We start from the raw sequence: 15030 nt of genomic DNA on the forward strand, positions 1-15030 counted from the left end.
GAATAGCGTGCTGCCGTGACATGCTTTAAACCTAAATTCCGCTGAACCAGTTATAACCCTGATCTTCCCAGTAGCCGCCAGGGTTGGTGTCACTGACAAAAATGGCGGCGATATGTTTGGCGTTCTTAAATCCCAACTTGGTTGGCACTCGCAGCCGCAGCGGATAGCCGTAATCGGCTGGCAGTGGCTTACCCGCGAAATCTAACGCCAGAATGGTTTGTGGATGCAGTGCGGTGGCCATGTCGATACTGGAGTAATAACGGTCCGCGCATTTGAACCCCACATAGCGTGCGTTTAGATCGGCGCCGACATGCTGTAGGAAATTGCGTAGCGGTACGCCGCCCCATTGACCGATGGCGCTCCACCCCTCAATGCAGATCAACCGGGTTATTTGGCTCTGTTGCGGCAAGCGTTGTAACTGTTCCAGTGTCCAGGGGGCTGTTTTCGCGACTTTGCCGGAGACTTCCAGACGATAACTGGCAAGATCCACCTCTGGGACGTTGTACTCCGGGTAGAACGCGTTGAACGGAAACGGATGGGTAATTTGATCCGGGCGATAGGTTTGCGCCAGCTTTTGACCGTTAAACAGCCAGGCTTGCACCCGATCGTTCCAGCGTGACATTGCCCACAGCACTTTATCTACCTGGTCACCGTCTTGTAAGTTGCAACCGGTTAGCATGGCGATACCGCCTAGCGTCAGACCCGAACGTAGCATGAGACGGCGCTGTAGATTGACCAGTTGTTTCTTTTGGTCCGGCTCCAGCGTCGGTGCTAAAGGGCGTTGTTTTTTATCATTCATGTTTGCCACCCGTAATCATTGCCCACAACGTGCGCGGCACGATAATCACCATCAGCAGGTGAATGACCACAAATAAGCCAATACCGGACATGGCAAAAAAGTGAACGTAACGTGCAGTATCAAAGCCACCAAACAGACTCACCAATTCTTGTAATTGCACCGGTTTCCAGATTGCCAGGCCGGAGAGCACCAGTAGCAGTCCCAAAATCAACACGCCGAGGTACATCAGTTTTTGAATGGCGTTATAACGACCATGCTGATGTTTTAGCCGTAACGTCAGTGCTTGCCAGATATCCTGTCGTAGTGCGCCGGGGCTAAGTGGTAACAGGTCACGACGGAAATGGCCGCTGAACAGGCTCCACAGCAAATAACACAGTGCGTTGCAGGCCAGCAGCCACATTACTGCCAGATGCCAGCCAATCGCGCCGCCCAGCCAACCGCCGAGCGTAACCTGAGGCGGAAAGCGAAAACCGAACAAGGGTGAGGCGTTGTAGATCTCCCAGCCGCTCATAAACATGCAGACCATGGCGAACAGGTTAATCCAATGGGTGATGCGGACTGGCCAGCGATGCACTGGCCGTTGTGCGCGGGTTTTCATTATGCACTCCTTAGATGATGCCCCGTCATTACATTGCCAATGGCGGGGCACAACCTAATTACATCGGTGGAACGGTGCCGTCTTTTCCAGCGGAAATACGGGTGGCGACGCGTTCACCTTTGTCGTCCGTGGCTGAGAACAGCACGATGTGTGCACCTGGTTTTAACAGACTGCGGTCGCCGGGATCCAGGGTGACGATCGGTACATCTTCCGGTACGTTAACGGTTTTCTGCTGGTTACCGTAGGTCACAGTCAGCGTGCGGCCCTTGGATTTAACCAGCTTGCCAACGGTGCCGTTGGTCATGGTATCGACTTTGCCGTCGGCAGATTCCCAGGCGGAGTGCCCTTCACCGGTGCCGCGCAGGCTGGCGGCGAAGACATGTACTTCCAGCGCCTTCAGTGTACCGTCGGGTTGTGGTACCGCAGCGGTACCGATAAAGCTATCCGGCTTGATGTCATCCAGAGTGCCTTTCGAGACGCTCAGCACCCGGGTTTGATCGTTGAGTTTAACGCTGACTTTTTCCCCTTTACGGTCGGTGACCTGCAGACTGCTGTCGGTGACCTGATCGATAGTGCCACGCAGTGGGGCAATGACCTTTCCTGTTGTCTGGGCCGCAGCGGCGACCCCGCTGCACAGCATGAGGGTAGACAGCAGCAAACCGGCAAAACGATGACGGGTAATCATAAAGTTTTCCTCTGTTAAGGTTGCCGATTAAGCATGGTTGAACAATGGGGACAGCACCATGTCTGTTTGATGACATTAATGTCATCAAGAATGTCCGCCGAAACTGCTAGTATTTCCGTTGGTGTAATGAGGTGATGACAATGCGAATACTGGTGGTTGAAGATGACATCAGCACGGGCGATTACCTGAAGAAAGGGCTGGCGGAAGCAGGATACAGTGTCGATTTGGCGCGTAACGGTACCGATGGTCTGTTTCAGGCGCTGGAGCATGGTTACGACGCTATCGTGCTCGACGTAATGCTACCAGGGTTGGATGGCTGGCAGATTATTGAGGTTCTACGCAAGAAAAGCGACGTGCCAATTCTGTTTTTGACCGCACGCGACGGGGTGCAGGACCGTATCCATGGTCTGGAGTTGGGCGCTGACGACTATTTGATTAAACCCTTTTCTTTTACTGAGTTGGTGCTGCGCCTACGGACGTTGCTGCGCCGCGGTACGGTGCGAGAAGCTGACCACTATGCAATTGCCGATTTACAGCTTGACGTTCTGCGGCGTAAAGCCGTGCGGCAAGACGTGGTAATTCCGCTGACAAACAAAGAGTTTATGCTGTTGCATCTGCTGGTGCGACGGGAAGGTGAGGTGCTGTCGCGCACCATGATTGCGTCCCAAGTGTGGGACATGAATTTTGACAGTGATACCAATGTAGTGGATGTGGCGATCAAGCGGTTGCGCGCAAAGATTGATCGGCCGTTTGACGTCAAGCTGATCCACAGCGTGCGTGGCATTGGCTACGTTTGTGAGCCGCGCTCATGAAAATACTCACCCAACGTTGGCGTTCACTGTCGCTGACGCTTCGCAGTGCCATGCTGTTTGCGCTGGTCGCGGCATTGGTCGTCAGCGGTGCGGGGTGGTATCTGTATGGTGCGATGCGTCAGGAGATGATCACCCGCAGCGATTTACAGGTCACCGGTCGGGTCGAGTATTACCGCAATTTGCTCAGTCAGCGTTTCCCTCTCGAGCGGCTGACGGCGAATACCGGGTTGTTTGAAAATATGTTGGGTAACGAGCAGGATGTGTTGATTTTTCAACAGCCGGGACAAAAGCCGTTAATCAATGTTAACCCCGCCAAACTGAGCCTGCCGCCGATCACACCAACGCCCGTTGATATACCGCAACGGTTGAGTGCGGTGCAAAGTGGGCAGACGGCACAAGGTGTGCCATTACGCGTCGCGTCGGCGCTTATCAAGCTGGAGGACGGTAACCTGCTGCAAATCTCGGCTGCCCACGTGATGATCAACGAACAGAAGATGCTGGCGCGTTACCTTTGGCGGATAGTGGTGGCTGTTATTGTGGCATTTATCTTGATCGCGTTGCTAGGGTATTGGGTGATGAGGCGCGGTTTACAACCGCTCTGGCGTATGGCAGCTCAGGCAGCAGTGATAACGCCCAATACGCTGTCGACCCGTCTGAGTGAACAAGGAGCACCGAAGGAACTGCAACAGTTGACCCGTTCGTTCAACGCCATGCTCGATCGTCTGAACGAAGGTTATCAGCGCCTGACGCAGTTTTCCGCCGATTTAGCGCATGAAATTCGTACTCCAGTGGGTGCACTGATGGGGCATTGTCAGGTGGCGTTGTATCAGTCACGCAGCGTGGAAGAGTATGAAACTCTGCTGTCGAATAACATGGATGAACTGGAACGCATTTCCCGCATGGTGGAAAACATTCTGTTTTTGGCGCGTGCCGGTGAGGGGCAGGCGGTACTGAACTATAGCCGTCTTGACGTGGCGAAAGAGTTGCAGCGGGTAGCCGACTATTTCGAAGGCTTGGCGGAGGAGCGCGGGATTACGTTGGTTTGTCAGGGAGAAGGGCACTTGCTGGCCGACGCAATGTTGTTCCAGCGCGCCTTGAGCAATCTGGTATCTAATGCTGTGCGTTATGCCGACGAAAACAGCCGGATACGGTTACGGGTTGACGTTCAAGCGACTGGAGAAGTCGCGATACAGGTGGTTAATCAGGGGCCGCCGATTGCACCGGCTCATAGGGATAAGCTGTTTGATCGCTTCTACCGTGCTGATGCTGCCCGCAGTGCCGGTAACCACGCCAGCGGTTTGGGGCTGGCAATTGTCCGGGCGATCATGACGCTGCATGGCGGTACGGCGATCGTCCACTGCACTGAATATGATAAATCTGCACGCATTGTTTTCAGTCTGGTATTTCCTGCCTCAGAGTAATGTATTCCCTGTATTCATGCGTTTTCGTGTTACTCGTCTGAAGCCATTAGGCGGGGCCGATATCGTATTTTATTCGTAACTATTTTCTTTCATTTCCCTCGCGGTTTGCTAAAGCACCACCAAATCAAAAGATGAATTCTGCCTTTAATCGCATAAATTCCGCGTTTTAACGCTGATTTTTGGGCTGAATCCAATGTAGTCAAAATTCACCTTTCATTACTTTCCTATTAAAAGTACTTGCATTAAATGAATGGTGAGGATTTTTAGCTTAAAGGTGGTAATTTACAAAACAAAAAACTAACTTTAAGTTATTTTACATATAAATATATCAATGATAGTGATGTTTGTATAATCTTTGGTTAAGGCTTATGAGAAAAATCTTATATCAAATGCGATAAGGTGGAAAAACATCTAATTTTGGCGTTAATTGATAGTCATTGTCGTTGATGGCCACACTTTGAAAATCAACCTGATTAAATATTGATTAATGTTCTATTAACATTTAGCGCCAGGCGATAAATAATAACTAGAGTGAAACCTGTGAAAAAATGAAATATAGATTAAACGATCACATAATTTTTGATGCGGATACGGGTACCCTGAGCCTGACGGAGTTCTCTGATGATCCAATCTCTATTTCCAACCCTTCAAAGCGATTGCTGCTGCTATTGCTTGCACATCACGGTGAGGCCGTTAGCCGTGACGTGATATTCAAGAAGGTTTGGGACGATTACGGGATGGTTTCAGGTAACAATAATCTTAACCAATGTGTGAGTAAGTTACGTCGGGTCATTAAAAACCTGGGTATTGAGGATGAGGTAATCGCTACCGTCCCCAAGGTGGGTTTTATGTTGCGCTATGAAATTATGGTTGAGTCTTGCGAAGGGCCTGAAAGCCGGCCACCGGACGTAGAAATACCCTTCACTCCGCGCATATCACCCAAACCGGAAATAACGCACTCAACAAAAGATATTGAAAGAGAGGGGGCAGTGTATGCCGGCTACTCTTTACGCTGGTGGGCGATAGCTAGCGTCGTCGCGTTAGGGGTGATCATGCTGGTGGCTGGGATCACGACCTACCTTTCTGGCTCGATTGCCCGACAGGAAATCTATCTGGGTAAAGCCAACAGCTGTAAGGTGTTTATGTCTATGCCGGGGGCTTCGACTATGGTCGGTACAGGTCTAAGCCGCGATATTCTGGCTTATGCCGGTATGCAGGCGGCAGAATGCAACGGTGACGAGTTTTTGCTGGTAGTGCGCAGTAATCAGGTACGCTCATACATTTCCGGCATTTCCCGACTATTTGTTCTGCGCTGCCGCATTTTGCGTGAGCACAGGGTAGAGGTTTGTTCAGGTCTTGAAAGCGACAACGCAGCAATTATCAATTAATCATTAATCGGTGTCAGGATGAACGCCGCCCCGGGGGAAAGGAATATGCCGCCAATATTATTACCGTAATATTAAATACTTAACTTTCGCCTTTTGGTTAATAATGCAGCATTTATTCGACGCAAGTCTTATATTCTGTTAACTGGCAATGTCTAAAATTTCCGCTTCAATCGCTACTTTTATACCTAATTTATGGTAATGGATTATGACGAATACCACTTTCAGGGAGGCTATTCTCTTTTTTGAACCCAATCCCTGGGTGAGAAAAGGATTACGGGCACTTATTGATCCCGAGCCGATAGACTATCAATTTGTTCACAGCACAAGGGGAATAGATGCTGAATTGAAGGAGAATGAGAAGCAAATACTAATTATGGAATTGTATAATGAAAGTGAAAGTTTGTATGATGTATTACGTTACATTCTGACGATAAATGATATCTGGCCGAATACATCACTGATAATATTTACGTCAGTGACTAATGCCAGCATATTGACCATTTTGTCTACACACGTGCATTTATCTTTGGTCGCGAAAGAAGATTCTTTGGATTGTCTGTTTGATGCCATCGCTGCCACTGATACGGGGGCAGGCTATCGTAGCCCGAGTATTAAGGCTGTGCTAAATCCATCTGTAGAACCGCTTTCTCGCAGTGAATGGCGAATACTGGCAATGATGATTGCCGGCGCCAATCCGCAACGTATTGCCAGCCTTACCCATCGCAGTTACAAAACGGTTAGCACACATAAACTGAATATCATGCGCAAGCTGGGCCTTAACCAGGCTGGATTTATGTATTTGATTTTGGCCTTTAGGATCCAACAACCTGTTTGAAATCGGCTGCCGGCATATCTTGTTTTAAGATGGGTCGGCAGCGAATGATATTTCCTGCGTAAGACGACGTATTGATTCTCCTCCCTGCCGTTCTGGCAAAAATTGATTTAAATCAAATTAAACATCCTACAAAAAATAATGGGGTCAACCCTATTTTGACTTGGTGCGTCAGTGCGTTTTATATACAGAAAAAGTAGCGCAATTGGCACGGAAAACAATAAGCATTTTATTCTTACTGAGCTTATCGTCTGGTTTTTTAATGTTAATAAAGGCGATTTAAATATTAATATTAGAATTAAAATCTAAATATTTGTGATTTGATAGTTAATGATTCTTTTTTGACTTCATGGGGTTAGTATTTCTCTCGTCAGGCAGACTGGCTAAAAGCACTCATGTAAGTGACTGACTAAAGCACGTCACGCTAATGGACGCACAATCATTTTAAAGTTGAAGGGAGTTTTACCATGAAGAAAATTACACTGGCTTTGGCAATCATTTCAGCCTTCGCAGCAGTTAGCACGGCACAAGCAGCTGACGTGACTGCTCAAGCGTTGGCGACCTGGTCTGCTACCGCGAAGAAAGACACTACCAGCAAACTGGTTGTTACCCCACTCGGCAGTCTGTCTTTCAACTATGCAGAAGGTATTAAGGGCTTTAACAGCCAGAAAGGTCTGTTTGACGTGACCGTGGAAGGGGATGTTACCGCTACCGCCTTCAAACTGACCTCCAAACTGGTTTCCAACAAATTGACTCAGCTCGACACCTCTGGCTCTACCCTGGACGTTGGCGTGACCTACAACGGGGCTGCTGTAGAGAAAACGGCTGAAACCACCATGATCGACACTTCTGCCGGCATCCTGGGCGGTAACCTGAGCGCATTGTCTAACGCTTACGACAAAGCTTCTCGTACCAGTGCACAGGATCAATTCACCTTTAGCATCATCGGTGCTACCTCAGACGGCACCACTGCCGTGACTGACTTCAGCGCTCTGCCAGAGGGTATCTGGAGTGGTGATGTGAGCGTCGAGTTCAACGCTACCTGGACTGCTTGATCCCCTAAGCTATCACAGCAAAACAGGGAGGCACCCCTAATATTGACGACGTACGTTCAGTATTAGGGGAACCGGGGATGGGCTTTCGATCAGGATGCCCACCTCGGGTTGCCTTGGGTATGTCAATCTCTTGAACGACGGATATTGGTACCCCTCTATTTTTCATCGCTACTGAAGCATGCTACTGGAATACCGTCATGAAACGCATCGCTCTCCTGTTGTTATCGCTGTCTCAACCTGTTCTTGCGCTTGATGTCGGTGAAATTAGCTCTTTCATGCACAGCGATAGCGTGCGTCTGAGTAAAGAAATCAAAAATACCACTGACAGCGGTCGTTTGGTGAACATAAAAATCGAGCGTATTTCAAGCCCGCTGGAGTCCGGTACCGTGATCGCGATGGGCAGCAAAGATGAAATGTTGCTGTCACCAGCCAGTTTGATATTGCCAGCTAACGCCAGCGATGTGATTCGCTTCTATTACAAAGGCCCTAACGATAACCAGGAACGCTATTACCGCATCGTCTGGTTTGATCAGGCGCTGAGTGACGTGGGCCAAAATTCGGCTAAACGCAATGCTGTCGCAACGACGTCGGCGCGTATTGGCACCATTTTGGTTGTGGCGCCAAGACAGGATCAATTCAACTATCAGTTTGCCGACGGCCAGATAAAAAACAGCGGTAACGCCACCTTCAAGGTGGTCGCCTACGGTAACTGCCGCAACAAGAAAGACGGTAATGACTGCAAGGAAAACTACTTTGTCATGCCGGGTAAGACACGCGGTTTTAGCAAAGTGGACGTCACCGATAAAAAAGGCCGCATAGCCCTGTGGCATGGCGAGCAGTTTATTCCGGTGAAGTAGCGCAGAGCATGATCCACTTTGAGGTCAATGCGGAACGGGACTCATAAAAAGAACTCAGGGAGTGGGACGTGAAAGATGCGCTGGATACTGTGCTGTTGAAAATGTTGTTTGCCACTGGTGCGATATTGCTCCCCGCAGTGTTGTTACCGGGCCAATCCGTGATTGCTGCTGGGCTGACTCAAATTGATGGTGTGTTGATCCCGCAAACCTTCAGTCTGGCGTTACGGGAGGGTATGAGCATCCCGTTATTGCTGCACTTTGAAAAAAACAGCGGTGTAAAAGACGATATTCGAATCGGCCATGCTTTCTTGTACCTGGATAACAATCATCTAAAAATCCGCCAGGTCACACTGGAAGACGGTGATGAGGGTACGCCGCTGACCGCAGAGACCATCAAGCAACTGCAACTGCTGCAGGATGTGGAATTTGACCAAAAGCAGCGTATCGCCCTGACCGAAGATGCGTGGTTGGCGCTGGATTTTCGTCAGCTTAATTTGCAATTGGTAGTGAAAGAGTCCGCGATGGGAACCTTGCTGCGTGCGCGCTCTAGCGATATCGGCGCATCCAGCGTGGATGCCATCAGTAGTACGCTGGACTATAACTTCGGGGTTTATGATAACCGTACCCGCGCCAGTGAAGGGAATACATCCAGTTATTTATCGCTCAACAGTGTTACTGCCCTACGTGAGCATCATGTGGAAGTGAACGGCTCAGTGTATGGCATCGGCAGCGGTGATGAGAATGCCACACTGTATAAAGTGATGTATGAACGCGATTTTGCCGGACGCCGTTTTGCCGCTGGGATGCTCGATAGCTGGAATTTACAATCGCTGGGGCCTGTTACCACCGTCAACTCCAGCAAGATTTACGGCATGTCTTATGGCAATCGTGCCAACTCTACCGTTTTCGATAATAGCCAGTCGCTGACGCCAATCGTGGCGTTTTTCCCCTCGGCAGGCGAAGTACATTTATCCCGTGATGGACGGTTGCTGAGCGTGCAGAACTTTGCCATGGGTAACCATGAAGTAGACACCGGCAATTTGCCCTACGGTATTTATGATGTTGAAGTCGAAGTGGTGGCCAACGGCAGGGTGATAGACAAGCGGATACAGCGGGTGAACAAATTATTTAGCCCTAACCGTGGTACCAACGCACCTTTGGCGTGGCAGTTTTGGGGCGGAATGATCCGCATGGATGATTGGCGTGGTGATGGCCAGCGTCATCGACCGGCAAAAGATTCTTATCTGATCGGTGCTTCCGCAACCGGTAACCTGCATACGTTGAACTGGGCGTTGTCTGGTTACTCGTTTGACAGCAATGCCGTTGGCGAAAGCCGTCTCAGCGTACCGCTGAGCGAGTCTATTCAGTTCAATGTGCAGAACATGGCGGCGTCTGACAGCTCCTGGAGCATGGTCAATAGCGTTAGCGCTGCGCTACCCGGCGGTTTTAGTAGCCTGTGGGTCAACCAGGAAAAAACGGTGATCGGTGACAAGTTGCTGCAAAACGATGCGCATAATCGCGCCATCGGCGGCACGATGAACTTTGGTGCGCTTTGGTCACCGCTTGGGAGTTTAAGCCTCAGTTACAACGACGATAAAAAGAACGATAGCCATTATTACAACGCAGATTATTACCAGAATATTTTCACCGGCCGTTTCGGCACGCTGGGCGTGCGTGCCGGGGTACAGCGTTATAACAACGGCGGTAACCGTTCCAATACCGGAAAATACGTCGCTCTGGATTTCACACTGCCGATGGGCAACTGGCTCAGTGCTGGGGTTTCAAACCAGAACGGTTACACCACTGCCAATCTGGCCGCACGTAAAGACATTCAAAACGGACCGATCCGCACCGTCGGGGCCAACTTGTCGCGTGCAATTTCCGGTGATACACACGGCGATAATAGCGTGAACGGCGGTGCCTATGCGCGTTTTGACACCAAGTATTCTACCGGTACGGTCAACGTCAGCAGCTCTGCCGACGGTTATGTTAACTCAAGCTTGAGTGCCAGCGGCAGTGTTGGTTGGCAGGGGCGTGATATTGCGGCCAGCGGTAGGAATGAGGGCAATGCAGGCATCATCTTTAACACCGGTATTGAAAACGACGGCATGCTAACTGCCCGGGTGGACGGGCGGACAGTGAAGCTGACCGGCAATAAGAACTATGTCCCTCTATCGCCTTATGGCCAGTACGAAGTCGAACTGATGAACAATAAAAACTCGGCAGAAAGCTTTGATATTGTCACGAAGCGTAAGAGCAAGCTGACCTTGTATCCAGGCAACGTAGCGGTGATCTCGCCGGAAATTAAACAGATGGTGACGGTGTTCGGCCGTATCAAAGCCGAAGATGGAACGTTGCTGGCTAACGCCTACATCAAAAATCATATCGGCCGTACCCGCACCGATGAAAAAGGCGAATTTATCATGGACGTCGATAAGAAATTCCCGGTGATCGACTTTACCCACAGCGGTGATCAAAGCTGCGAAGTGGGTCTGGACTTGAGTAAGGCGCAAGGCGCCGTTTGGGTCGGTGACGTGATTTGCATTGGGCTGAAAACCTACGCCGGCAATCTGCAAGCAGGAGAAATGACCAATGAAGGTTAAGGCTACGTTGTTGCTCATGCTGATGGCTGCATTTCCACTGCAGGCGGTGAACGTCACCAACTGGCCTGATGCCGCGACAGTGAAGTTTGTATTCGTCGAGAACAACGCTGACGATAATTTTTTTGTCACCCCCGCAGGGGCGTTGGACCCGCGCATGACAGGCGCCAATAAATGGACCGGGCTAAAATACGGCGGGTCCGGCACTATCTATCAGCAAAGCCTGGGTTATGTGGATAACGGCTACAACACGGGGCTGTCGGCGAATAACCGTTTTGACATGTGGTTGGAAAATGCACCGATCAAGAATCCGTTCCTCGGACTGCGCTGCATTAACTGGTATGCCGGCTGTAATATGGATACCAGCTTGATTTTGCCGCAAAGCACCGATGAAAAGGGGTTTTATGGGGCAGTGGTGACTTCTGGTGGGGCCAAATGGATGCACGGTATGATGTCACCGAGCTTCTATCAATATTTGAAGCAATTGGCAGCGGGTGATGCATTTAGCATGGAGATCAATAGCTGTCAGTCTCCCGATGTTTACGATGCCAGTAACGGGGAACGTTGCCAAAATCAAGCCAGAGGCAACTGGTATAAACGTACCGTGACCCACAGCAAGGCAGCCCATTTGCGTTTTATCAATACCAACGCGGTGTCGGAAGTGTTCGTCAACAGCGATGGCGTGCCGATCATCGGTGAGGGTAATGCCGATTGCAAAAATCAGACTATCGGCTCACGCACTGGCATCATGTGTAAAATGGTCAGTTACGATCTGCAGACCGACGGCAGCGTCAGTAATACCTCCATTCATGTGTTTCCGACGATCAACAATGCCGCGCTGACGTCGGCGGTTAACGCGGCTGACTTGCAGTTCAGCCTGAACGGCAACAACTGGAAGAATACCTCAGGTACAGGCAGCTACTACACCTTTAACGATCTGAAGAGCAGCAACGCGATCTACGTCTTTTTCGGCAGTAATTTCTTTAAACAGATGGTGAAACTGGGTATTTCCGACAGTGGCACCCGTGAATTGATTAATTTCCGTTTCCAAAATACGACCTCGCCGGAATCTGGCTGGTATGAGTTTTCCACCTCTAATCAGCTCATCATCAAACCACGTGATTTCAGCATCAGCATCATTGCTGACGACTTCGACAACCGTCCCTATCGAGAAGGCTATGTCGGCCCCGCGGAACCTCCGCTGGAGTTCGGTTATGTCGTTACTACCAGCGGGAAGACGGCTGCCGATCAGGTGAGAGTGATGGCCACCGGGCCGACGCAGGTCATCAATGGAATGAGTTATTGCGTGTTTTCTTCGGCGGATAGTCAGACACGGGTACCGTTCCCTGCGACGCTAAGCATAACCACCAGCACTAACAGCGAACAACGCTATGACGCCGGTTGCGATGGACAGTGGCATGACATGACCAATGCGCTATGGAGCAGCACGCCGTGGAATGACATTTCCGGTGAGGTTGGCATCCTGAATAAAACCCGTGTGAAGTTTAGTATTCCAATGAACAACCCAGTCTCACTGAGGACGGTAGAAGGCCGTGGTTGGTTCGGCGACGTTAGCGCTGCGGGTGAGATCCACGTTGAAGCCACTTGGCGCAATATTAACTAGGGGCGACATCGTGAGAATCTGGCTGTTTTGGTTACTGTGTCTGCCATTTAGCGTGGCGGCAATTAATGTCGGCACGCTGACGTTCACCATGGACCAAGACCAATCGTTCACAGCCAAACGGGTGTTGAACAATAATCGCAGTGCACGTATTTATCAGGTGACGCTGCGTGCGATTGATCGGCCGGGAGAAAATGAAGCACGCAGTCGCCCAGCAGATGGAGAACTGCTGTTTGCTCCCCGCCAGCTCCAATTGCAGGCAGGACAGGGTGAGTATTACAAGTTCTTCTATCGTGGCCCACAGGATAACCGTGAGCGTTATTACCGGGTGTCATTCCGCGAAATTCCGACTCGTTTTATCGACCCGGCGGCGCGCCAAACTACAGGCGTCAATCTGGAGCCGATAGTGGTGATGGACACCATTCTGGTGGTGCGTCCACGCCAAAGTAACTTCGCCTATCGGCTTGATTCGCAACGTGGGACGCTGACGAATACCGGCAACACCTACTTTAAGTTTCTGCTCAAGCCTGGCTGCGATAGCACCGATGAGGAAGGCATAACCGAATACCTGCGCCCCGGTGATACGCTCACCCATGCCGGTATTAGGCTGAAAGGGCAGAAATTTATTATCTATAACGACAAATTTATCAGCGTCGATAAAAGCTGCATTAACTAATGCAGTAAAGGCTGCTGCCAAAGCCCGTTATTAGGGAAAGCGTACCTCTGGGGGAGTAGCTGAACTGCCGCCGACCAATTTGCGGGAACAAATTGGAGCGTCGTCCAGTCGGCCCGTAGGGTGGGGCACATGGATGTGCCCCATCATGGTCTCGGCGCGCTAGGTCCGGGTATCTCTGACTACAAGACAACGTCGCCATTAAACTGAGCAGCCTTGATTAGCGCAGCGGGATCGAGAAGCGGAAGCAGGCACCGGTTTGCGGCCGCTCGACCAGTTGGATATCGCTGTCATGCAGTAGCAAAATACGCCGAACGATCATTAACCCCAAACCACTGGCATGACGTCGGGCACTGCTCAGAATTGAAGGGCGCATAAACAAGTCGGCGCGTAATTCTTGCGGGATACCCGGGCCACTGTCATTAACCTGCACCAGTACCTTGCCTGCCTGTTGCCATAGACGTACCTCGATCTCACCGCCTTGTGGCGTGTGACGGATGGCATTATCCAATAGATTGGTTAGCACCCGTTCAATCATGCTGACATCGGCAAACACCAACGGAATACCAGGGGTGATATCCGCCAGCAGCCTTTGTTGGCGAGCTTCTGCCGCCAACTCGAACTTCTGGAATACGTCCTGTACTAACTCACTCAGAGAGAACGGTTCTTTCTGTGGTTTTACGACGCCATATTCCAACCGTGCCAACTCAAACAGCTCTTGTGCAAGCCTGCCCACTTTACGGCTCTGCGCCAAGGCGATCTCCAGATAACGCTGCCGATCGTTTTCACTCAGGCTGGCAGATTTTACTGACAGAGTCTCCAGGTAGCCGTGTAATGACGTTAGCGGGGTACGCAGGTCGTGTGAAATATTGGCAATAAACTCGCGGCGCTGTTGGTCCTGTTGCGAAAGCGACTGCCATTGTTCGGCGATACGCCGAGACATGCTACTGAACGCTTGCTGTAAGCGGCTGACTTCGTCACGCCCGCCGCTGTCAGCAGGCAGTGCTGCATAGGCTTGCACCGCGGCAATTCCGCCGCTGTCCAGTTCACTGACCTGACGGGTAAGACGACGGATCGGTCGCGTAACCCAGTAGAAAGCGCAACCGCCAGCCACCAGGCTAAATAGCACCATCAGGCCTGATGACCACAGCGCCATTGTCACTGCTGAATTAAACAACGCATTGCTGGCCAGAGCGTCATAGTCTTCGCCGAGCAGCACCACATATAAATAGCCTTCAATCTGACCATTCACCTTTAACGGCGCGGCACTGAAGACTTTTTTTGCATCAGGGTTACGTGGATCATCGCCGTAAACTGGCATGCTCGCACCATCGAGTAGTGCCTGTATCGGTAGCAAATCCACTTTCTGCCGTTTCAGATGACCTGCCGGGGCAGCGTTACCGATGATGTCACCCTGTTTGTCGAGCAGGTATACCTCGACGCTGGGATTTACGGCCATCAGTTGATTGAACAAGCCATGCACCGAATCTGCATTTAGCCCATTTTGTCCCAGCAGTGGGTTGCTGTCGGCAATGTGCTGCGCCAAATTACCGGACAATCGTTGGATCACGGCTTGGCTGTACTGGGTGCTACTGCGTACCTGCATCCAGCCGGAAATAGCGCAGCTGACCACCATCAGCAGAGCGAAAATCAAGGTCAGACGTTGCGTTAGCGTAAGATTTTTCATGG

13 protein-coding genes are annotated in these 15030 nt (G+C 50.7%); 9 read left to right on the top strand and 4 right to left on the bottom strand.

Features of this window, described 5'->3' with window-relative positions:
* Positions 1–31: 31 nt before the first annotated feature.
* From SGBXF1_RS07320 to SGBXF1_RS07330, 3 genes are read right to left on the bottom strand one after another with little or no spacing between them, the layout of a single operon-like run.
* Entirely contained in the window at positions 32–799 is a 768-nt protein-coding gene (locus SGBXF1_RS07320) for a molybdopterin-dependent oxidoreductase (RefSeq protein ID WP_037425324.1), read from the bottom strand.
* A complete protein-coding gene (locus SGBXF1_RS07325; RefSeq protein WP_037425321.1) occupies positions 792–1397 on the bottom strand; it encodes a cytochrome b/b6 domain-containing protein in 606 nt (201 codons plus the stop codon). Before SGBXF1_RS07325 ends, SGBXF1_RS07320 begins: the two co-directional genes overlap by 8 nt.
* A gap of 58 nt (positions 1398–1455) precedes the next feature.
* Positions 1456–2082, bottom strand: coding sequence for a hypothetical protein (locus SGBXF1_RS07330; protein WP_037425318.1), 627 nt, complete (start codon positions 2080–2082; stop codon positions 1456–1458).
* A gap of 140 nt (positions 2083–2222) precedes the next feature.
* Between SGBXF1_RS07330 and SGBXF1_RS07335 the strand changes: the two genes are divergently transcribed.
* From SGBXF1_RS07335 to SGBXF1_RS07375, 9 genes are all read left to right on the top strand, one after another.
* Positions 2223–2894: a heavy metal response regulator transcription factor gene (locus tag SGBXF1_RS07335; RefSeq protein ID WP_061807042.1), complete on the top strand. Its 672-nt coding sequence runs from the start codon at positions 2223–2225 to the stop codon at positions 2892–2894.
* On the top strand, positions 2891–4315 hold the full coding sequence (locus SGBXF1_RS07340; protein WP_186428071.1) for a heavy metal sensor histidine kinase: 1425 nt from the start codon (positions 2891–2893) through the stop codon (positions 4313–4315). The genes SGBXF1_RS07335 and SGBXF1_RS07340 overlap by 4 nt, the downstream gene beginning before the upstream one ends.
* Before the next feature lie 548 nt (positions 4316–4863).
* Positions 4864–5703: a winged helix-turn-helix domain-containing protein gene (locus tag SGBXF1_RS07345; RefSeq protein WP_061807043.1), complete on the top strand. Its 840-nt coding sequence runs from the start codon at positions 4864–4866 to the stop codon at positions 5701–5703.
* Between the two features lie 205 nt (positions 5704–5908).
* On the top strand, positions 5909–6538 hold the full coding sequence (locus SGBXF1_RS07350; RefSeq protein ID WP_186428072.1) for a helix-turn-helix transcriptional regulator: 630 nt from the start codon (positions 5909–5911) through the stop codon (positions 6536–6538).
* Between the two features lie 464 nt (positions 6539–7002).
* Positions 7003–7590, top strand: a complete 588-nt coding sequence (ecpA, locus tag SGBXF1_RS07355) for a common pilus major fimbrillin subunit EcpA (protein ID WP_037424538.1) — start codon at positions 7003–7005, stop codon at positions 7588–7590.
* Positions 7591–7787: 197 nt separating this feature from the next.
* The gene (locus tag SGBXF1_RS07360; protein ID WP_186428073.1) at positions 7788–8447 is read left to right on the top strand and encodes an EcpB family pilus assembly chaperone; all 660 of its coding nucleotides are present in this window, start codon (positions 7788–7790) and stop codon (positions 8445–8447) included.
* Positions 8448–8548: 101 nt separating this feature from the next.
* A complete protein-coding gene (locus tag SGBXF1_RS07365; protein ID WP_061807294.1) occupies positions 8549–11050 on the top strand; it encodes a fimbrial biogenesis outer membrane usher protein in 2502 nt (833 codons plus the stop codon).
* Complete coding sequence (gene ecpD, locus SGBXF1_RS07370; RefSeq protein WP_186428074.1) at positions 11040–12671, top strand: fimbrial adhesin EcpD; 1632 nt, start codon at positions 11040–11042, stop codon at positions 12669–12671. The genes SGBXF1_RS07365 and ecpD overlap by 11 nt, the downstream gene beginning before the upstream one ends.
* A 10-nt stretch (positions 12672–12681) precedes the next feature.
* Positions 12682–13344, top strand: coding sequence for a fimbria/pilus periplasmic chaperone (locus SGBXF1_RS07375; protein ID WP_186428075.1), 663 nt, complete (start codon positions 12682–12684; stop codon positions 13342–13344).
* Positions 13345–13561: 217 nt separating this feature from the next.
* Here SGBXF1_RS07375 and SGBXF1_RS07380 read toward each other — a convergent pair whose 3' ends face one another.
* Positions 13562–15028 carry a sensor histidine kinase gene (locus SGBXF1_RS07380; protein WP_130379806.1) on the bottom strand — a complete coding sequence of 489 codons (1467 nt, stop codon included), beginning with the start codon at positions 15026–15028 and terminating at the stop codon, positions 13562–13564.
* Positions 15029–15030: the final 2 nt, after the last annotated feature.

It is taken from the genome of Serratia grimesii (assembly GCF_900186025.1).
Lineage (GTDB): Bacteria > Pseudomonadota > Gammaproteobacteria > Enterobacterales > Enterobacteriaceae > Serratia > Serratia grimesii.